Origin of the sequence: Pedobacter sp. P26, from assembly GCF_050632135.1 — a bacterium.
Taxonomy (GTDB): Bacteria; Bacteroidota; Bacteroidia; order Sphingobacteriales; family Sphingobacteriaceae; genus Pedobacter.
In genome coordinates this window covers 4,673,687-4,693,249 of record NZ_CP192574.1, presented here as the reverse complement: position 1 = coordinate 4,693,249, position 19,563 = coordinate 4,673,687, and the positions used below count along the sequence as shown (strand labels likewise).

General features: G+C 38.2%; 18 protein-coding genes and 2 pseudogenes. 11 read left to right on the top strand and 9 right to left on the bottom strand.

All coding sequences use genetic code 11. The features are described from left to right. Nucleotides 1-258: 258 nt before the first annotated feature. The 4 genes and pseudogenes from ACQ86H_RS21805 to pfkA all read right to left on the bottom strand — a co-directional run bounded on the left by ACQ86H_RS21805 (nt 259) and on the right by pfkA (nt 5,107). Nucleotides 259-1,458, bottom strand: coding sequence for a GAF domain-containing sensor histidine kinase (locus ACQ86H_RS21805; protein ID WP_431292457.1), 1,200 nt, complete (start codon nt 1,456-1,458; stop codon nt 259-261). Nucleotides 1,459-2,270: 812 nt separating this feature from the next. After that, a pseudogene (gene gap, locus ACQ86H_RS21800) lies at nt 2,271-3,268 on the bottom strand (type I glyceraldehyde-3-phosphate dehydrogenase). A gap of 7 nt (nt 3,269-3,275) precedes the next feature. After that, nucleotides 3,276-4,118 carry a hypothetical protein gene (locus ACQ86H_RS21795; protein ID WP_431292456.1) on the bottom strand — a complete coding sequence of 281 codons (843 nt, stop codon included), beginning with the start codon at nt 4,116-4,118 and terminating at the stop codon, nt 3,276-3,278. A 1-nt stretch (nt 4,119) separates the two neighbouring features. Continuing rightward, nucleotides 4,120-5,107, bottom strand: a pseudogene (gene pfkA, locus ACQ86H_RS21790) (6-phosphofructokinase). Nucleotides 5,108-5,217: 110 nt separating this feature from the next. Between pfkA and ACQ86H_RS21785 the strand changes: the two are divergent. Together ACQ86H_RS21785 and ACQ86H_RS21780 are read left to right on the top strand one after the other, a co-directional pair. Further along, nucleotides 5,218-5,640: an NUDIX domain-containing protein gene (locus tag ACQ86H_RS21785; protein WP_431292455.1), complete on the top strand. Its 423-nt coding sequence runs from the start codon at nt 5,218-5,220 to the stop codon at nt 5,638-5,640. Between the two features lie 83 nt (nt 5,641-5,723). Further along, nucleotides 5,724-5,945 (top strand): NrtR DNA-binding winged helix domain-containing protein, encoded by a 222-nt coding sequence (locus ACQ86H_RS21780; RefSeq protein WP_431295441.1) that lies wholly within the window; start codon nt 5,724-5,726, stop codon nt 5,943-5,945. 122 nt (nt 5,946-6,067) lie between these two features. Here ACQ86H_RS21780 and ACQ86H_RS21775 read toward each other — a convergent pair whose 3' ends face one another. Continuing rightward, on the bottom strand, nt 6,068-6,928 hold the full coding sequence (locus ACQ86H_RS21775; RefSeq protein ID WP_138820531.1) for an N-acetylglucosamine kinase: 861 nt from the start codon (nt 6,926-6,928) through the stop codon (nt 6,068-6,070). Nucleotides 6,929-7,145: 217 nt separating this feature from the next. Here ACQ86H_RS21775 and ACQ86H_RS21770 point away from each other — a divergent pair, with 217 nt between their 5' ends. The 5 genes from ACQ86H_RS21770 (at nt 7,146) to ACQ86H_RS21750 (ending at nt 13,926) form a co-directional block, all read left to right on the top strand. After that, complete coding sequence (locus tag ACQ86H_RS21770; protein ID WP_431295440.1) at nt 7,146-8,171, top strand: threonine aldolase family protein; 1,026 nt, start codon at nt 7,146-7,148, stop codon at nt 8,169-8,171. A gap of 104 nt (nt 8,172-8,275) precedes the next feature. Continuing rightward, nucleotides 8,276-9,787, top strand: coding sequence for an acetyl-CoA carboxylase biotin carboxylase subunit (accC, locus tag ACQ86H_RS21765; RefSeq protein ID WP_138820533.1), 1,512 nt, complete (start codon nt 8,276-8,278; stop codon nt 9,785-9,787). 131 nt (nt 9,788-9,918) lie between these two features. Next, nucleotides 9,919-10,503 (top strand): riboflavin synthase, encoded by a 585-nt coding sequence (locus ACQ86H_RS21760; protein ID WP_138820534.1) that lies wholly within the window; start codon nt 9,919-9,921, stop codon nt 10,501-10,503. A gap of 159 nt (nt 10,504-10,662) precedes the next feature. Then, nucleotides 10,663-13,308, top strand: a complete 2,646-nt coding sequence (locus ACQ86H_RS21755; protein WP_431292454.1) for a family 78 glycoside hydrolase catalytic domain — start codon at nt 10,663-10,665, stop codon at nt 13,306-13,308. A 156-nt stretch (nt 13,309-13,464) separates the two neighbouring features. Further along, nucleotides 13,465-13,926 carry a DUF4268 domain-containing protein gene (locus ACQ86H_RS21750; protein WP_431292453.1) on the top strand — a complete coding sequence of 154 codons (462 nt, stop codon included), beginning with the start codon at nt 13,465-13,467 and terminating at the stop codon, nt 13,924-13,926. Here ACQ86H_RS21750 and ACQ86H_RS21745 read toward each other — a convergent pair. Continuing rightward, complete coding sequence (locus tag ACQ86H_RS21745; RefSeq protein ID WP_431292452.1) at nt 13,923-15,074, bottom strand: tetratricopeptide repeat protein; 1,152 nt, start codon at nt 15,072-15,074, stop codon at nt 13,923-13,925. The genes ACQ86H_RS21750 and ACQ86H_RS21745 overlap by 4 nt on opposite strands. A 140-nt stretch (nt 15,075-15,214) precedes the next feature. Between ACQ86H_RS21745 and ACQ86H_RS21740 the strand changes: the two genes are divergently transcribed. From ACQ86H_RS21740 to ACQ86H_RS21725, 4 genes are all read left to right on the top strand, one after another. Next, the gene (locus ACQ86H_RS21740) at nt 15,215-15,511 is read left to right on the top strand and encodes a hypothetical protein (protein ID WP_121282359.1); all 297 of its coding nucleotides are present in this window, start codon (nt 15,215-15,217) and stop codon (nt 15,509-15,511) included. Between the two features lie 12 nt (nt 15,512-15,523). Continuing rightward, nucleotides 15,524-16,114 carry a porin family protein gene (locus ACQ86H_RS21735; protein ID WP_431292451.1) on the top strand — a complete coding sequence of 197 codons (591 nt, stop codon included), beginning with the start codon at nt 15,524-15,526 and terminating at the stop codon, nt 16,112-16,114. 192 nt (nt 16,115-16,306) lie between these two features. Then, nucleotides 16,307-16,726: an organic hydroperoxide resistance protein gene (locus ACQ86H_RS21730; protein ID WP_431292450.1), complete on the top strand. Its 420-nt coding sequence runs from the start codon at nt 16,307-16,309 to the stop codon at nt 16,724-16,726. Between the two features lie 183 nt (nt 16,727-16,909). Then, nucleotides 16,910-17,365 (top strand): MarR family winged helix-turn-helix transcriptional regulator, encoded by a 456-nt coding sequence (locus ACQ86H_RS21725; protein ID WP_431292449.1) that lies wholly within the window; start codon nt 16,910-16,912, stop codon nt 17,363-17,365. A 34-nt stretch (nt 17,366-17,399) separates the two neighbouring features. Here the strand turns inward: ACQ86H_RS21725 and ACQ86H_RS21720 are convergent, their stop codons facing one another. The 3 genes from ACQ86H_RS21720 to ACQ86H_RS21710 form a co-directional block, all read right to left on the bottom strand. After that, nucleotides 17,400-18,155 carry a YihY/virulence factor BrkB family protein gene (locus ACQ86H_RS21720; protein WP_431292448.1) on the bottom strand — a complete coding sequence of 252 codons (756 nt, stop codon included), beginning with the start codon at nt 18,153-18,155 and terminating at the stop codon, nt 17,400-17,402. A 235-nt stretch (nt 18,156-18,390) separates the two neighbouring features. After that, entirely contained in the window at nt 18,391-18,789 is a 399-nt protein-coding gene (locus ACQ86H_RS21715) for an META domain-containing protein (protein WP_431292447.1), read from the bottom strand. Nucleotides 18,790-18,873: 84 nt separating this feature from the next. Next, a complete protein-coding gene (locus ACQ86H_RS21710; protein ID WP_431292446.1) occupies nt 18,874-19,392 on the bottom strand; it encodes a GNAT family N-acetyltransferase in 519 nt (172 codons plus the stop codon). Nucleotides 19,393-19,563 lie beyond the last annotated feature (171 nt).

Genomic DNA, 19,563 nt, shown 5'->3' with positions numbered 1-19,563 from the left:
TGGTTTTCTTTTGGTTTTTTATAATCAGTTACTTTGTTCCAATGGCTTATCTCTGGTGATCTTTTTCTGTCTTATAGAATGTGGTACATTAAAGACCATCCTTCGGAGAAAGGAAGGTTTTGCAATGATCGTCAATTAAATAGTCGGTATCGATAATACTTTTGTTGCCCGCGAAGTAGATTTATTTCAAGGTATTTTGAAATAAGTGATGAAATAATTTTGGAATTAATTTATGCTAGTCGGTTATCGGCATGCTTTCTAATTTGGGTAACGAAATAAAAAAGAGCTACCTAAATCTTTACCTGCGCTATTTGCCCAAACCTTGCCACCATGCAGTTGCACGAGTGTTTTAACAATATAAAGTCCAATGCCATTAGAGCGTTCTTTTGCAGTTGGTACTGACGATAGTTTGGCGAACTTGGTAAACAATTTGGCGATATCGTCGGTGGTCATGCCTAAACCATAGTCTTTAAATTCAAATACAATATTGCTGTCCTCTGCGATACAAATTATCTCTATGGTTGCACACATGTGCGAATATTTAATCGCATTGCTGAGCAGGTTATTGAAAACATCATTGATGCGTTCCTGATCTACCTGGATATAACCATCTGTTTGGCAATTTATTTTGAGCGTTTGTTGCTTTTGTTTTAAGGTAAAATCAAAAGTTGTGGCCACTGCCTGTAGTAAATCCATTACTTTAACGGTTTTAAATTCGAGGTCAATAGCGGCATTCTCGTTTTTGGCCTCGTTTAGCAGATTATTCATTGTTAGCTCAATTTTGCGACCAGTGTGCTCAATTTTGTTGCCTAATGATGCAAGTTTTTCCTGGGAAAGCAAATTTTTGTCCAATAGTTGCCCATAAGCAATCAAAGAAGTAGCTGGGTTTTTCATGTCGTGGGCCAGGCGATGCAAACGGTCATCGTAAGCGCGTACAGAAATACGGTTAATTAGTCGCGATTCCAGTTTCTCGAGGGTAATCCGGGCTAACCATTTCAATACGCTTAGCTGGTCTTGTTTAATATCATACCTGGGTTTATCGTCCATTACGCTAACCGTTCCAATTACAAAACCTTCCATAGTGGTAATTGGTGCGGCTGCATAAAATCGGATTCCGTTATTTATTTTAACGTAGGTGTTATCTTTTACTTCTATACAAGTTTCGGTATTCTCGATCAGGGTGATGTCTGCCGATTTTGAAGCAATGGCGCATAAGCTATCTTCTTTACTGATTATTGAAACCTGTATCGGGCTGGTATTGGCTTTAAGATATACCTGAGTTTCGTCGATAAATGAAACAAATGATCCTGCTGCTTTAAAGGTGATCTTCGCTATCTCGGCGATCAGATCGAAAAGAAGTTCGGGCGGTGTATCAATAATGTCATAACGCTTAAGCTTATTAAGACGCTGTGATTCATATTCAGGTGTGGTATTTGAGGGCTTGCTAAACTTACTCATGAATGAGGACTGTTTTAAAATTCACGATGATCATGATTTCTAACAAATATAAAGTAAAGAAGTTTTATTCCGGAATTTAGCTTATTCTGATGGGGAATGTTTCAGAATAGTGAATCTAATCGTAAAAATCCACAGTTGGGTTGAAAGGAATCTGTGTTCTTAATTTACTGCATTGCAGTTGTGGTTCTGTATTACTTTACTTTTTAAATTAATAAAAATCCCATATAAAAGAAAAGAGATACTCCATCCAGACGTATCTCTTTTTTCTAACCAAATATAAACCTGTTATGAGCCAGGCTTTGTCTTTAACTTTCTTTCTAAACCGGGGTCTATCCAGAAGGTGATTTATCTTTTTTTATTGTTAACAAACATCGTTCCGTTTATTACTCTACAAATATAGTAAAAAAAATGATAGTGTAAAAAATACACTAAGAAAATTTTAAGTATTTTTTTTGTCATTTTTTATTTCTTGTCCTTTTTTCATGAGCTTTTGGGATTTAAAATGATGGTATTGCAAATATAGGGTTAAAATATGTTAACAAATTGTTAAATATTACCAATTTATGGTATTATTTAGTCAAATATTGGTTGGTTGTTGGTTAAAAATTAATTTAGCATGATTTTTTTTAAATTATTCTGGTTTTTATGCTTTCTAAATGAATTTTTAATGTAAGAATTTAATAAAATTATTTTTTATGTGATTTTAAAAAGTGGTTTTACAGGTGAAAATCATATTTAAAACAAAAAGGCAACATTAATTGAATAATGTTGCCCTTTATATGATTTAAAATATCGCTTAAAGCATTTTTCCGTTACAAACTTGCGTAATATTCTACAAATTTAGCTAGTGCAGAAGAATATCCCCATTCGTTATCATACCAGGATACCACTTTAACGAAATTATCATTTAATGAAATACCAGCTTTGGCATCAAAAATAGAAGCGTGGTCATCACCGATGAAGTCAGAAGAAACAACTTCATCCTCAGTATAAGCCAACACGCCTTTCAATTCGCCTTCAGAAGCTGCTTTCATAGCAGCTTTAATTTGCTCATAAGTAGCTGGTTTTTCTAAACGTGCAGTTAAATCTACTACTGACACGTCAGCAACAGGAACACGGAAAGACATACCTGTTAATTTACCTTTTAATTCAGGTAAAACCATACCTACAGCTTTAGCAGCACCAGTAGAAGAAGGAATGATGTTAGAAAAACCACCGCGGCCACCTCTCCAGTCTTTAGCCGAAGGACCATCAACTGTTTTTGAGTTGCAGTTACTGCGTGAATTGTGCTCATTAAACCTTCTACAATACCGAAGTTATCGTTTAAAACTTTAGCAATTGGTGCTAAACAGTTTGTAGTACAAGATGCATTAGAAACAATAGTTTGATCTGCAGTTAATTTATGGTGGTTAACACCCATTACATAAGTAGGGATGTCGCTATCTTTAGCAGGAGCTGAGAAAACTACTTTTTTGGCACCAGCAGCGATGTGTTTCTCTGCATCAGCACGGGTTAAGAATAAACCTGTTGATTCGATTACTACTTCAACACCTACAGCATCCCATTTTAAATCAGCTGGATTTCTTTCTGCAGTTACGCGGATTGTTTTGCCATTAACAACTAAATTACCATCAACAACTTCAATAGTGCCATCAAATTTGCCATGTGTAGTATCATATTTTAGCATGTAAGCCATATAATCAGGCTCGATCAAATCGTTAATCGCTACAATATCTAATCCTCTTTTTAATGCGGCTCTGAAAACCAGTCTGCCAATACGGCCAAAGCCGTTTATTCCAATTTTGCTCATTGTTTTGTTAATTAGTGTAATGTTTTAATAAATTTTGTATTGGTTCTTTAATGATGCTTTTAATTTTTAAATCGTATTTACCGGCCACAAACCTTAAGCGGTCTTCCAGTTCGGCGGCCACTTTGCCTACAATATGCAGGTCACTATGTTTATGTTTCTGTGATGTAGGCAGGATATAGGTTTCGAAATATTTTTCGAATCCATCATCAATCAGTTTACGGATATATTCATGTTTGCTGTTCTGGGTAATGAAATCGAAAAACGAAGTTAGAAAAATATTCGCCTGTGGCTTATTGTAAATACGTTCTAATATTTGAGGGCGGTCCAGATTGTGTGTTAATATAAATTTGGCCTCGATATCCTTTGGCATTTTTTGGCTTAAATATTCTTTCAGGAGTATTTTCCCAAAATAATTTGAAGAGCCTTCGTCCCCAAGAATATAACCTAATCCGAAGTTATTATTCAGTGGTTTTTTTCCGTCGAAATAGGCACAATGTGCCCCGCTGCCCAGCATGCCAACTATACCGGGCTGATCGTAACAAGCGGCTTTAGCTGCCCCGAATAAATCATTTTCGACTACAATTTTGCTGTATTTGAAAAATGACGCCAGGGTTTTGGCTAATTCCACTTTTCTATCTGATGATGATGCGCCGGCAGCAAAAAAATAAATCTTTTTAATATTTTCTGCATTATTAACCAATACAACTTTTTTGTTTAATATCTGTAAAATTGTTTTTGGATCAACAAAGCAGGGATTTAAGCCGGTAGTATTACAATGTGCTACTACCTGTCCATTTTGTGTTATTTTCCAAAACGCTGTTTTCGATCCGCTATAAACAACTGCTACCATATTATATTGAAAGTACCTCTGTCATTTCCATTAAATCGGGTTCGAGTTTAAAAGAATGAGCCGTTAAAGCCTCTCTTATGCTGGTTAATCTTATTTCATTTCCTTTTAAACCTACCATTTGCTCCGTTTCGCCTGCAATTAACGCATTTACTGCGGCAAAACCTAAACGACTGCCCAAAATTCTGTCAAAACTGCTTGGACTACCGCCTCTTTGGAGGTGGCCAAGAATGGTTACTTTGGTGTCGTAATGATCAAAAGTTTCCTTTACTTTTTTGGCAATATCGTAAGCACCACCTTGTTTATGGCCTTCGGCCACGATAACGATACTTGATGATTTTTTGGTTGCTGCGCCTAAGGCCAGTTTATCAATCAATTCATTAACACTGGTTTCCTTTTCTGGTAGCAATACCGCTTCTGCACCGCAGGCAATCCGAACTTCTTAAGGCAATACAGCCAGAATCGCGCCCCATTACTTCTATAAAGAATAACCGGTCGTGCGCATCTGCCGTATCCCTGATTTTATCAATCGCTTCGATTACAGTGTTAATAGCTGTATCGTAACCTAAAGTAAAATCAGATCCAACTAAATCGTTATCAATAGTTCCGGGTATACCGATAACCTTAACACCAAAAGTTTCCGAAAAACGTTTAGCTCCGGTGAATGTTCCGTCGCCACCGATTACCACTAATCCATCGATGTCGTTTTTCTTTAAGTTATTGTAGGCAATCTGCTGACCTTCGTCTGTCTTAAATTCTAAACAGCGTGCCGTTTTTAATATGGTACCGCCCAAGTGTAAAATATTACTTACAGAACGGGCGTCCATTGGTTTTATGTTGTCGGTTATTAAACCCTGGTAACCTTGCATTACACCAAACATGTTAATGCCATGGTAAATTCCGGTACGAACAACAGCTCTGATTGCTGCATTCATTCCAGGGGCATCGCCTCCGGAAGTTAGTACAGCTATATTTTTTATATTTGGTTCCATCTTTATAATACGAATATAGTGTGTATTTTTTACACTAAGTAATTTATTTTATTTTTTTACTTAATATTGAAAGTCATACCTTTATCTGCTTAAAATAACTAAATTTTACTTTGGAACAAATTTTACCTCATTTAGATTCTGTATTCTCGATAGATTGCGTTTTGTTTGGATTTGATGGTAAGGAATTAAAAATCCTGCTAATTGAAAGGAATGAAGAACCATTTAAAGATTGGTGGGCATTGCCTGGTAACATTGTTGGCCCTGATGAAAGTTTAGATCAATCAGCCTCCCGGATTTTATACGAACTTACCGGTTTGCGCGGTATTTACATGGAGCAGTATTACGCTTTTGGCGATCCGCACAGGCACCCGCAAGGTAGGGTAATTACTTTGGCATACTATGCTTTAATCCGTTTGGGGGAGATAAAGAACTCCGCCCGATCAGTACCTATGCCAAGCGGGCCAATTGGTTACCGATTACGGATCTGCCCAAACTGGCTTTTGATCACCAGAAAATTTATGATAAAGGATTAGAAAAAATAAAACGCCGGATTAAACACCAGCCTATTGCTTTCGAACTCCTGCCGGAGAAATTTACCTTAACACAATTGCAACATGTGTATGAGTTGGTTTTGGGTAAAAAACTGGATAAACGCAACTTTAGAAAGAAAATTGTAAGTTTCGGGGTATTAAAAGAACTCGACGAAAAACAAAAAGGTGTATCGTACCGTGCAGCTACTTTGTACCGCTTTGATAAACGTAAATACGCGAAACTTTTTGGCAAAGGAGATTTCGTTCTAGCGTTGAGCGGAGGGAGTTTGGCGTTGAGCTGGAACTAAAGACCAAAAGCAATATGGCTTTTTATAAATAAAAAAACCCGGTTTGAAATTTCAAACCGGGTTTTTTTGCTTGTTTATTATATACGACTCCGGACTAAAGACTCCAGACTTAGGACTGAAGACTAAGCCTTAGGCGCTAACTCCAGGTGATAATGTACCAGGTCATCTATAGGTGAGCGGATAATTTTACCCACCCCCATTTCGTAACGGTCGGCTACAATACTTAAAATATCACGGAAACTATAACCTACTGAACCTACACAGTTCAATTTGTGGTCTTTGTAGTTGGGATAGTGAATGACCAAAGCTTCGAAAAATGCAGTAAAAGCATAATCGATGGTAGCAAAAGCATAATCTTCGTAATTATCTTTAAAATCGTATAAGAATTTACTAAAGCTTGCGCAGAAACGGTTTGGCAATGGCTTATTGTAAATGTTATCGAAAATATCTTCGTTGGTTAAAGCATAATTATCGTAAAAAGCTTCGCGTAGTCCTTTTGGCATGTAACCTTTCATGTAATCGCTTAAAATACGTTTACCAATATACGAACCGCTACCTTCATCACCCAGGAAATAACCCAATGAATCGATGTTCATGGTAATTTCAGATCCATCATACAGGCATGAGTTTGTTCCTGTGCCTAAAATAGCAGCAAATCCTGGTTCGTTTCCAAGGAGCGCTCTGGATGAAGCAAGTAAATCATGGCCTACAAAGATTTTTGCATTAATGAAGATCTCTTGCATGGCATCAGCCACAATCTTAACATTTGCAGGTGTAGAACAGCCGGCACCGTAGTAATAAACTGCTGTCAATTTCTCTCTTTCCAAGTGGTCTGGAAGAGTCTCATTCAAAGACTTTACAATGTACTCTCCTTTTGAAAAATATGGATTGTAACCTTCGGTGTTAAAGTAAATTTTTCTGCCGGCCTCGTTAATCAAACACCAATTTGTTTTGGTAGATCCGCCGTCTGCAATTACTATCATTTTATTTATTTTTGGTTTTAGCACGATAAAAGTATAAAAAGTCTTATATTTTGTATCCTTTTTTTAATAATTTTTTAACAATTTGTTGTTGTCGAAAATTAAGTGTGTAAAAAATACACTATATAGGGCATTTAATGGCCGAAAAACCTTAAAATTATACCAGAAAGGGCAATGGTATTTTTTTATTGTCAACAATATTTTACAACAAAATAGCGAAATGAACAACAGATTTTTAGATTTCAGGAGTGATACGGTAACCAGACCAACTGCGGGAATGTTGGATGCGATGATGAATGCAAAAGTTGGCGATGATGTTTTTGGCGAAGATGAAACGGTGCATGCATTAGAGACAAAATTGGCCTCGACCTTTAATATGGAAGCGGGATTGTTCTGCCCATCCGGAACGATGACCAACCAGATTGCGATCAAGTGTTTTACCCAGCCCATGGACGAGGTAATCTGCGATCAGACGGCACATGTTTATCGTTATGAAATTGGGGGCATTGCTTTCCATTCCGGCGCATCGGTAAGGCTGTTGCATGGCGAACGTGGAATTTTGACTCCAGAGCTAATCGAACCTGAAATTAACGAAGATAATATCCACTATCCCAACACCAGCTTGGTTGTTTTGGAAAATACAGTAAATAAAGGTGGCGGGAGCTGTTATACCTTATCACAGATTGCGCCTATTCATCACCTTTGTAATATAAAAGGATTAAAACTGCATTTAGATGGTGCACGTATTTTTAATGCACTAACAGCCACAGGCGATAAGGCAGGAGAATATGGTAAATATTTTGATGGCATTTCAGTTTGTTTATCTAAAGGACTCGGCGCACCCGTTGGTTCGGTATTATTAGGCAGTAAACAGATGATCCGCAAAGCGCGTAAAATCAGGAAAGCTTTTGGTGGAGGCATGCGACAGGCCGGGTTCTTAGCCGCTGCTGGTATTTATGGGCTTGATAACCATGTAACACGTTTAAAGGATGATCATGCCCATGCACAGGTTTTAGCCGATGCACTGGCGAGGGCAAAGTATGTAAAATCGGTAATGCCGGTTGAAACTAACATCGTTATTTTCGAAGTAGAAAAAGGTTCGGCAGAGAAAATTGTGCATAATTTGAAAGAAAAAGGCTTGCATTGCAATACCACCAGTGCCAGCACCATTCGTTTGGTAACACATTTGGATCTGAGTGCTGAAATGATCGATCAGGCAATCGAAATAATATTACATTTGTATTAGCCGGAGGTCCGAAGTCGGGAGTCCGAAATCAAATAGTTTTATAGTTCATGGTCAATAGTCAGGTAGTTCATTTACGATCTGCATATACATAAAGTCTAACCAACATGCCCAATAACTCCAAACCCCTAACTCCCATCTCCAAACTCTTAATCGCTAACCGTGGCGAAATTGCTTTGCGTATCATGCGCTCAGCAAAGGAAATGGGGATTAAAACCGTTGCTGTTTTTTCTGAAGCAGACCGGAATGCACTGCATGTGCGTTACGCCGATGAGGCAGTTTGTATTGGTCCGGCTCCCTCTAATCAGAGTTATTTGGTCGGTGAGAAAATTATCGATGCCTGTAAACTAATGGGTGCTGAAGCCATCCATCCGGGATATGGGTTTTTATCAGAAAATGCAAATTTTGCACAAATGGTTGCCGATGCCGGACTCATTCTGGTTGGTCCTTCACCACAAGCGATGGAAACCATGGGTAACAAATTATCTGCAAAGGCAGCAGCACTACAATATAACATTCCTATGGTTCCTGGAACGGAAGAAGCCATTCAGGATGTAAACGAGGCAAAACAACGTGCAATCGAAGTTGGTTTCCCGATATTAATCAAAGCAGCTGCAGGTGGCGGAGGTAAAGGGATGCGTATTGTAGAGCGGGCTGAAGATTTTGAAGAACAGATGCAGCTTGCCGTAAGTGAAGCTACTTCGGCATTTGGAGATGGGGCCGTTTTTATTGAACGATATGTTACTTCGCCAAGGCATATCGAAATACAGGTTTTGGGTGATACGCATGGCAATATCGTGCATCTTTTTGAACGGGAATGTTCTGTGCAGCGCCGTCACCAGAAAGTGGTAGAAGAAGCCCCCTCATCTGTTTTAACTGAAGAAATCAGACAACGGATGGGTAAATGTGCGGTAGATGTAGCCCGTTCGGTTAATTATACGGGTGCTGGTACGGTAGAGTTTATTTTAGATGAGCATCTCGATTTCTTTTTCCTGGAAATGAATACCCGCTTGCAGGTAGAGCATCCCGTAACCGAACTTATCACCGGCATAGACCTGGTGAAAGAACAGCTAAAAATTGCTTCTGGCGAAAAATTGAGCTTTACTCAGGAAGATTTAAAAATCAGTGGACACGCCATCGAACTTAGGGTTTATGCCGAAGATCCGGCCAATAATTTCCTGCCTGATATTGGTACTTTACACACCTACAATACCCCTAAAGGAAACGGCGTAAGGGTTGATGATGGCTTTGAGCAGGGTATGGAAATCCCGATTTATTATGATCCGATGATCGCTAAACTGATCACTTACGGTAAAGATAGGGAGGAGGCTATTGAGCGTATGGTCAGGGCAATTGAAGAATATGATATTACTGGGATAGAAACTACTTTGGGTTTTGGTAAATTTGTCATGCAACATGAGGCTTTTAAAACAGGTGATTTCGACACACATTTTGTAGGTAACTACTTTAAGCCAGAAAGTTTAAAGGTACAGGATGAAACGGAAGCCTTAATTGCTGCGGTTATTGCTGCAAAACTGTTTGAAAAGAAAGAGGGGAAGTTGAGTGATAGCTTTGTTAAAAATAGCTCTGATTGGAGAAAGAACAGATTGAAGTATTAAAATAAATTATTCATTGCAGGGATCGTCATTCCCAACTTGATTGGGAATCTTGATGCCATAGTCGAGTTTGTATATAGCATTAAGGTTCCCGCCTGCGCGGGAATGACGTGTAGAAAAAAGAGAAACACAAAATGTTCACAGGAATTATAGAAACACTTGGCGAGGTTACTGCCATTAAAAACGACCATACCAATATTCACTTTACCATCTCTTCTGCAATCAGCCATGAGTTGAAAATTGATCAGAGTGTAGCCCATAACGGCGTATGTTTGACGGTGGTGGCGCTGAATGATGGAACACATACCGTTACCGCTATAGATGAAACGCTAAACAAAACCAATCTCAATGGTTTAAAAGTGGGTAGTAAAGTTAACCTTGAGCGCTGCATGCAGATGAATGCCCGTTTAGATGGACATATAGTACAGGGCCACGTAGACCAGACGGCAGTTTGCATTAAACGCGAAGAACTGGATGGCAGCTGGGAATATCGCTTTAAATATGATGCCAGTGCCGGAAATGTAACTGTAGAAAAGGGTTCTGCCTGTGTAAACGGTATCAGCTTAACTGTCGTAAATTCTGCAGACGACGAGTTTTCGGTATTTATCATCCCTTATACTTTTGAACATACCAATTTACAGGAAGTTGAAGTTGGTGATACCGTAAATTTAGAATTCGATATAATCGGGAAATATGTAGCCCGACTAATGAATAGGTAATTCTATCTCCCTTTTTAGTTAAATATCTGTTTTTGTAGCTGGGTGTGGTAACAGGCGTTACTTTAACGCTTAATTTTTCATGACAGTACAGGATGGTTGGTTGAATTATATTGCTGAATATAGTAGTGTTAAAACTAAAAAATTTAACGCTAACCATTTATGAACAGAATCTCCTGCAAGTTAAGCGCAATGTTTGCCATTGCTTTACTATTTTTATTTACAACTAATGCCTCAGCACAGAAAATCTCTTTAAAAGATTTAACTGTTGAGCATTTAGTAAATCCTTTTAGTATTGATAATCCGAAACCCAGATTTAGTTGGAAAATTGTCTCTGTCATCAAAAACACCAAACAAAGTAATTATGAAATTAGACTGGGAACTACTGCAAAAATTGATAAAGTTTTGTGGAAGACTAGGGTAAATAACGATCAATCGGTATTGATTGCTTATGATGGTCCTCAATTATCATCAAAAACTAAATATTACTGGCAGGTTAGGGTAAAAGATAATCATGGAAATGCATCTGCATGGTCGCCCGTTCAGTTTTTTCAAACAGGTTTAAAACCTGAAGACTGGAGCGCAAAGTGGATTTCGGTATCAGGAAAGGATACTTCCCTGGCCAGCCCTTTGTTCAGAAAAGAATTTAACCTTAAAAAAGAAGTAAAATCTGCAATGGCTTACATTACCGCTAAGGGCTTGTATGAAGCCAGTATCAATGGCGGGCGCGTTAGTGATGCTTATTTTGCACCAGGCTGGACAAGTTATAAAGATCATATTCAATACCAGGTTTATGATGTTAAGCAATCGCTAAAAAAAGGTGCCAACGTAATTGGCGTTTCACTAGGCGATGGCTGGTATAAAGGGCGTATCGGATTTAGTAATCAAAAACAATTTTATGGCGATACCAGGGCATTGTTAATGCAACTGGAAGTTGAATATACCGACGGAAGCAAAGAAACCATCGTAACGGATAATAGCTGGAAAACAGGTTATGGGCCGATACTGGCTTCCAATATTTACGATGGAGAAACCTACGATGCCCGGTTAGAACGCAGTGGCTGGAACAATATTGGATTTAAAGACGCTGGCTGGAAACCTGTACAGGAGCTGACCAAGGGGTCGGAAAAACTGGTTGGGATGAGCGGACCGCAGGTAACCAAACACGAAACGTTTAAAGCCTTAAAAATATTTAGAACCCCAAAAGGTGAAACCGTGGTTGATTTCGGGCAGAACTTAGTGGGCTGGGTAATGTTAAAAGCTAAAGGTGCAGCAGGTAACAAAATTACCATTAGCCATGCTGAAGTACTAACCAAAGAAGGCAATTTTTATACCACTAACCTCCGGTCAGCCAGGCAACAGAACAATTATATTTTAAATGGCAGAACCGAACAGGTATTCGAACCACATTTTTCTTTTCAGGGCTTTAGGTACGTCAAAATAGACGGATACCCGGGTGAACTGAAGTTGGAAAACCTGACCGCAGTAGCTGTTTATTCGGACATGAAAACCAGTGGTAAATTCAGCACCTCTAATCCTTTACTAAATCAATTGCAGCATAATATTAGCTGGGGACAGAAAGGGAATTTTGTTGATGTGCCAACAGATTGTCCACAAAGAGATGAACGTTTAGGCTGGACAGGGGATGCCCAGGCATTCGCCCTAACTGCGGCATATAATATGGATGTATCGGGCTTTTTTACCAAATGGCTAAAAGATGTTTCTGCAGATCAGCTTCCGAATGGTAGTGTTCCATTTGTAATACCAAATGTGCTGAACCAAAATGATGCAGGTTCTGCAGGTTGGGCCGATGTGGCTACCATTGTGCCATGGGACATGTATGTATCCTATGGAGACAAAGGCATTTTGGAAACGCAGTATGAAAGTATGAAAAAGTGGGTTGATTATATTTCATCAGTGGCAAAAAATAACCTTTGGAATACGGGTTTCCACTTTGGCGATTGGCTGTTTTACCGGCCCAATGATGACAACGATGGACGTGCCGCAGTGACAGATAAGTATATGATTGCCCAAACATTTTACGCACACTCAACCCAGTTGCTGATAAATGCCGCAAAGGTATTGGGTAAAACAGACGACGTAAAGAAGTACAATGCGCTTTTGGAACAGATTAAAACAGCTTACATCAAAGAAAATATGACGCCAAGCGGCAAATTGGTCTCTAATACCCAAACGGCTTACGTACTGGCTTTACAGTTTGATATGCTGCCTGAAAACTTACGTGCGAAGGCTGCGCAAAGACTGGTAGATAATGTAAGGGATTATGGAAACCACCTGACTACAGGTTTTTTGGGTACACCATATCTTTGTCATGTATTGAGCCGTTTTGGACACGAAGATGTTGCTTATGACCTGTTATTGCAGGAAAGTTATCCTTCATGGCTGTATCCGGTTAAGATGGGGGCAACCACCATTTGGGAGCGCTGGGATGGCATTAAACAGGATGGATCTTTTCAAACAGCAGATATGAATTCTTTTAACCACTACGCTTATGGTGCCATTGGCGATTGGATGTATAAAAATATTGGCGGTATTAATCCCGTATCAGCGCAAGCAGGTTACAAAAACATTTTAATTGCACCCAGACCAGGTGGGAAATTAACCAATGCTTCAGCAGAACTGGAAACGGTTTACGGTACGGTTAAATCATCATGGGCTATTGCAGATGGCATTTTTAAGCTGGATGTAACCGTGCCAGCCAATGCAAGTGCTACAGTTGTATTGCCAAAAGCAGATAAAAAAGAAGAAATAGGATCAGGTAACTATCATTTTGAATACAAATATTAATCGCTTATAATTGCAGCTTTGCTAAAAGTAGGCGAATGGTCGTCATTCCCAACTTGATTGGGAATCGTAATGCGGTGAGTAGTAAGATTCCCGCCTGCGCGGGAATGACGATTTTAGTTTAATAATGATAAGCCTCTATTAGATGCTAAAAAAATAATGTATAGTAAAGAAGAAGCAGCCCGTTTGCGGCAACAATTTTGGATCAGTTTTGGGCAATATATGAAACCTGTCCCTTCAGCAAGTGGTTCAACCGTAAACTGGACGAACTACAAAACTGGAGTGAAGAACATCTTCTTTAAAATGGATGTTGATGGTAAGAAGGCATTTATCAGCATTCAACTGTCGCATCCTGATGCTGAAATCAGGCACCTCATCTTCGAGCAGTTTGAAGAATTTAAACTCCTGTTTAGCAATACTGTAAACGAAAAGTGGGACTGGATTAAAGATGCAACTGATGATTTCGGAAAAACGGTATCTCAGATTTCCATCAGCATAACCGGAGTAAGTATTTTTAATCAACAGCACTGGCCGACGTTAATTTCCTTTTTTAAACCTAGAATAATTGCCCTGGATGAATTTTGGGATAATGTAAAACCTGTTTTCGAAGATCTGGTTTAATCCGTCAGGTTCAGTTGTGCAATCCTATCTCTTGAAAATTTGATTTCTTCTTTATCATCAGTCAAGCTGGGCTTGCTTTTTAAGTAAAGGTTATAATATTTAAGTGCATTTTTCCCTTGTTTTAATCTGGTATCGTAAAATACTGCTAAACGGTAATACAGGGTAGGCATTGCTTTAAACTGCAGTCCTTTCTTGTAGGCGGCGTTAGCCAATGTTAACTGGTTGTTTTCTTCGTAAACCAGTCCTAATAGCGAGTAATAATTAGAGGTATTTGGCGAAATGGCTTCATCTATGGTTTTCTTAGTATAAAGAGCCGCCTGTGGATAATTTTTTAATGCCCGGTAACTGAGTGAGGTATAATATAAAGTAGCCTCATTCTGCATGGCTGCAACTCCTAACAATTTAAAAAGATCAATCGCTTTCTGATATTTTTTGGTGTAATAATAAGCTTTTGCTACATCTTTTATTACTCCAGCATCGGCACCATCCTTCAATAATTTTTCTCCGGAGGAAATTACCTCTGCATATTTTTTAAGCTGATTGGTTATCGGGAGTTTTGCTCTTTGCAGCACCAGGTTGTCACTATCTCCCTTAATGGCAATGTCAAGTACATCATAAGCCTTTTCGTATTGCTGATATGCAGCATGAACCTCAGCCAGATCCGCAGCAACATGACCCTCCAAGGGATTAATCTGATTAGCCTTTAACAGGTAAACGAGTTTCATTGAATCTGTTGGCAATGGATAAAGATTGGCTAACAGTTTGTAAACATTAAAATTATTACGGTCTATCTGCACAATTTCCCCATAATACTTTTTGGCCTTTTCGGTATTCCCCCTTTTGTTATTGATGCTGCCCAAACTAAAGAGAATAGGGAGGTTTTGTGGCTGCAGTGTATAGGCTTTGCTGTAAAATTTTTCGGCTTCTACATTATTGCCAGCCATTAAAAAACAATAGCCAATCTGGCTAAGGGTTTTAAAATCGTTTACTTCTTCTCCATAAATGCTTTTTAAATATTGAGCAGCATCGGCATAACGCTGGGTCTGATAGAAGTCGAAAAGTTTTTCCTTATCTACAGCGCTTGCATTTTGTGCGTAACCGGCTAAATTTAAATTAAATAAGAACAATAGTGTAAGGAAATTTTTCATAAAAGTTCATAAAAGATAATTTTAACTAATTTATTAGTTGTTTTAGATAATTCCAAATCTGTTTATTAAAAGATTGAGAAATAAAACAAAATACTGGCTAAGGGGTTTATAAGGAATAGTTTAACTAAAAATAAGAATCTATGAATACTTTAAAGAAGTTTGAATTGATGGAAAAGATCGTGCGTGAATTGGAAGATTTGCAAAACTCTCAGCAGGCACTTATTCAAAAAATTGGTAAAATTGAAGTAGATAACATCGAATTGGGCGATAGCCGCCTTGAAAAAGATTTACCAGATATTCATCAAAATTTAGCTGATAACTTAGATACTATATCAGGAATTTTAGATTACTTTGCGGGTAAAACACAAAACTTTGGTGATAAAAACAATGTTGATGCTTTAAAAGAACAAGAAGCCATTAACAATGCCACCAGCTAAATTTAATCGCATATGAAATTTTTATCTTTAACCGTTGCCTTTTTGCTTGTTGGCTTATTCGCCAGCGCACAGGTACTACCGTCTTTCCAGCTGGGCATTAAAGCTGGTGCAAATTTTTCGAAATTTGACAGTGAAAACACTTTTAACAGCAATAACCGCACAGGTTTTTACGGAGGCCTTTGGGCTAGAGTAGGTGCCGCTGGAGTTTATTTTCAACCAGAGCTTTATGTATCAGGGAAAAAAGCGGATTTAGTAAGTGATGCAACGGGAGAGGTAAATAGAGTGCGTTTTACAAGTCTTGATGTGCCACTATTGGTGGGTACAAAATTTGGTGCCGCCGGAGTCGGACTCCGTTTAAACACGGGACCAATGTTCTCATTGATATTAGATGAAAACCAAAGTTTTGGTCAGGCTGCAGGGAACGTTTTCAGGGCCGATTTTAAAAATCAGGCCTTGGCATGGCAGTTTGGTGCAGGTTTAGACCTTAAAAAACTAAGCTTTGATGCACGTTACGAACTGGGCTTATCAAAAATCAATAAATCAGGCTATCCTGGTACTAAGTTAAACTTATTTACCGTTGGCTTAGGTTATAGGATTCTGTAATAGAAATTAATAAAAACCGAAAGGTGTTCATTAAAAAATGGACACCTTTTTTTATGCATTTTGTATTATTTCCAACTGTATGGAAAAGGCCATACCTGAACTGCTAAAAATAAAAATTTGCTTTTGTAAAATAGTTGATTAAATTTGTATCGTAAACGATACAATCGTTTGCGATACAAATAAAAATAGAATATGAAAACGTTGTATGAAACAAGCGCCACAGTAACTGGCGGACGTAATGGAAAAATAACAAGTGAAAATGGTGTTTTAGAACTTGAAGTGAGAATGCCAAAGGAATTGGGTGGTACCGGTGAGGGCTACACCAATCCTGAACAGCTTTTTGCAGCAGGTTATGCAGCTTGCTTTGATAGCGCACTAAACTTAATTATGCATCAGGATAAGGTGAAGTCCGAAGAGCCTTCTACCGTTAAAGCAAATGTTTCGCTGCATCCAGATGAAAAAGGAGGCTTTAAGTTAGGCGTTTCGTTACAGGTGCATATCCCAGGCATTGAAGCCGCACAGGCTCAGCAATTGGTAGAGAAAGCGCATACAATATGTCCATATTCAAATGCAACCCGTGGAAACATCGATGTTAAATTGGAAGTAATTTAATTATTGAATTAAGTAGGGGGGATGACAGATGGAGATGGGGCGTCATTTCGATAGTAGTGGAGAAATCTTTAAAATAGCTTAAAGATTTCCCTGCTCCATCTAATTAACAACAACCGATCTTTTGTATTCAACAGCAAATTCGGAGAAAATGATTTACTTTTTTGTATATTTTAATGTTGATTATTGTTAAAGAAAAACAGAGTGATGGAAATAGATGAGTCTTTAAAACTGGAAAATCAATTGTGTTTTCCACTTTATGCTGCTTCGAGGTTAGTAACCAAGTGTTATCAGCCTGTGCTTGATACCCTGGGCATAACCTATCCCCAATATCTGGTATTAATGGTGTTATGGGAAAACGATTCAGTTAGCCTAAGCCTGCTTTCACAGAAATTGATGCTGCAATCGAATACCTTAACCCCTTTGCTTAAACGTATGCAGGAAACCGGACTTGTGGAACGCGTGAGGTCATTAAAAGATGAAAGAAGCATCGTGATATCGCTTACAGAAAAAGGATTGGCATTGAAAGAAAAAGCACCAGCTTTACGGGCTCAGCTTGGCGATCATCTGGGTATAAACCTTGAAGAAATTATCCAATTGAAAGCCCTGCTTGATAAACTGATCAAAAACCTCGCGGTATAAATTAAGTTTACCAATTAAAAGGCTGCATTTAGTCTTAATTTTCCGGTTCAACTTCGGTTAGTTCATAAGCGAAAGACCCATTTTTGGGTATAATGGGGGTGGCCCTTCCCACGCTCAATGCTTTAATAAATGAAGCGCCGAAATAGAATATCAATGAAGAGTAGAATACAAAAAGCATAATTACGATAATCGATCCAGCTGATCCATAGATGTTGCTGATGTTACTCAGTGGCAATAAAATCCGTAAGATATATTTTCCGGCAGTAAATAAGCATCCGGTGAGTAAGCCTCCTGAAATTGCTGCCCGCCAGGTAGGACGACCATTGGTTAAATACCTGAAAAGTATAGTAAACCAGGTGGTTACAATGATTACAAAAACCAATTGATTGATTATTGAAGTTAAGACCAATCCAAAAGAAGGGGCTCCGTTTTTTAGAAATGCACCAATATAGGCCTGCATACTATCTGCAAGCAAACCTATAAAGAATAATATCCCGGCCAATAAAATAATGGTAACAGATATAGCTCTTGATTTAAGGGTGTTGATGATACCTTTTTTATCTTTCTGGCCTATATTCCAGATCTGTTCTAAAGAGTTTTTAATCACATTGAATAGCGTGGTAGCTACAAAAAGGAAAAATATAAAACTGAACAGCGTAACATACCAGGCTTGATCAATCCCCCGGATGTTTCTTAATGTAGTTCTTATTTGTGTAATACTTTCATTATCAAGAATACTGGCCAATCGTTCGAACAGGTGTGTAGCCAATAGCCTTCTATCAGTAAACATACCAAAAAGTCTGATCAGGATAATTAATATTGGAGGTAAAGCGAAATTGGTGAAAAAGCGGTAGCACCGGCCAAACGTAAGGGATCATTCTGTTGAAATAAATTAAATGCTTTTCTTATGGTCGAGAAAAAAAACTTCAGATCTGGTATTATCGATGGCATTACTTCTGCGTTAACTCAAAAGGCCGAAAATAGTAAAAAATACTTTGTTCAGCCTTTTTATACATGTAAAGATTCTAGTTAGTTTTGCTGAAAACCATCAAGGTTTTATCGCCATTTAACAGATATAGTTTATTATCAGTCATTTTAGCACTATTAACCTGATTAAGGGCGTGTAAGTATGCGCGTTCGGCAGCATCTGTTTCCTGACAGAACATTTTTGTGCTAAAAACATTTTTAACGGTTATTTTATGATCAGCAATTTCTCCCTGTCCGCCATAACTGTTACAGAATGATTTTCCGCTGATTTTAAGACTGTCAGCAAAGTTTAGTGTTGCTTTTGCTGTTGAGGGTAAAGTTAATCCTGGCAGCTCCGTTAATTCCCATTTGGTATTGGTAAAACTTGCCAGATTTAATTTTTCTTTACAAGAACTCAATAATAAGATCAACATTCCACAGTAAATAAGGTGTTTCATAACAAAAGTTTTATGTGATTTTCCTTTTTAACATCAAAAACTAAACCATAAAAAGATAAAATTGTCTTTTGATTAAAATCGTGCTTATTTTTCAATCTTCATCCAATGGTGTTTTATACTATTGTAATCGAAAATAGAGATCCGTTTTAAACCTGCTTTTTCCAGAACATGGATAGATCCCAGGTTATTGATATCTGCAATACCAATAATCTCATTCAATTTGAGTTCATTAAAACCATAGTCGCGTGCGGCAATTGCAGTTTCTGTAGCATAACCCTTTCCCCAAAACTGTTTACTAAACCGATAGCCCAAATCGTAATAATTAATATGGTTATTTGTAGCTTCTTTGATGAGTTTTAAGCCAGACCAACCTACGAAATTACCTGTTGCTTTTTCGACAACAGCCCATCTCCCTATACCATTTTCGGTATATTGTTTTCTGATAAATTCGATCTCTGCGATACTTTGTTCAATTGATTTTACAGGCCTGTTGCCAAGATAAAGATGAACATCGGGGTCACTGTCCATTACAAACATACCCTCAGCATCGGTAGGCATTAGTTCGCGTAAAATTAAGCGTTCGGTTTCGGCAAAAATCTTCATTTCTATAGTCTTTTGATCAAAATTAGTATAAATATATATCATGGAATGGATTCTGCATAGCAATGCGGAATCAGCAGAAACCACCAGTTTTTGTTCCCGCATATTTAAGGAGATTTGTGGAGACGGTAGAGAATATAAATTTAATACGGATGATGGAATTAACTTACATTC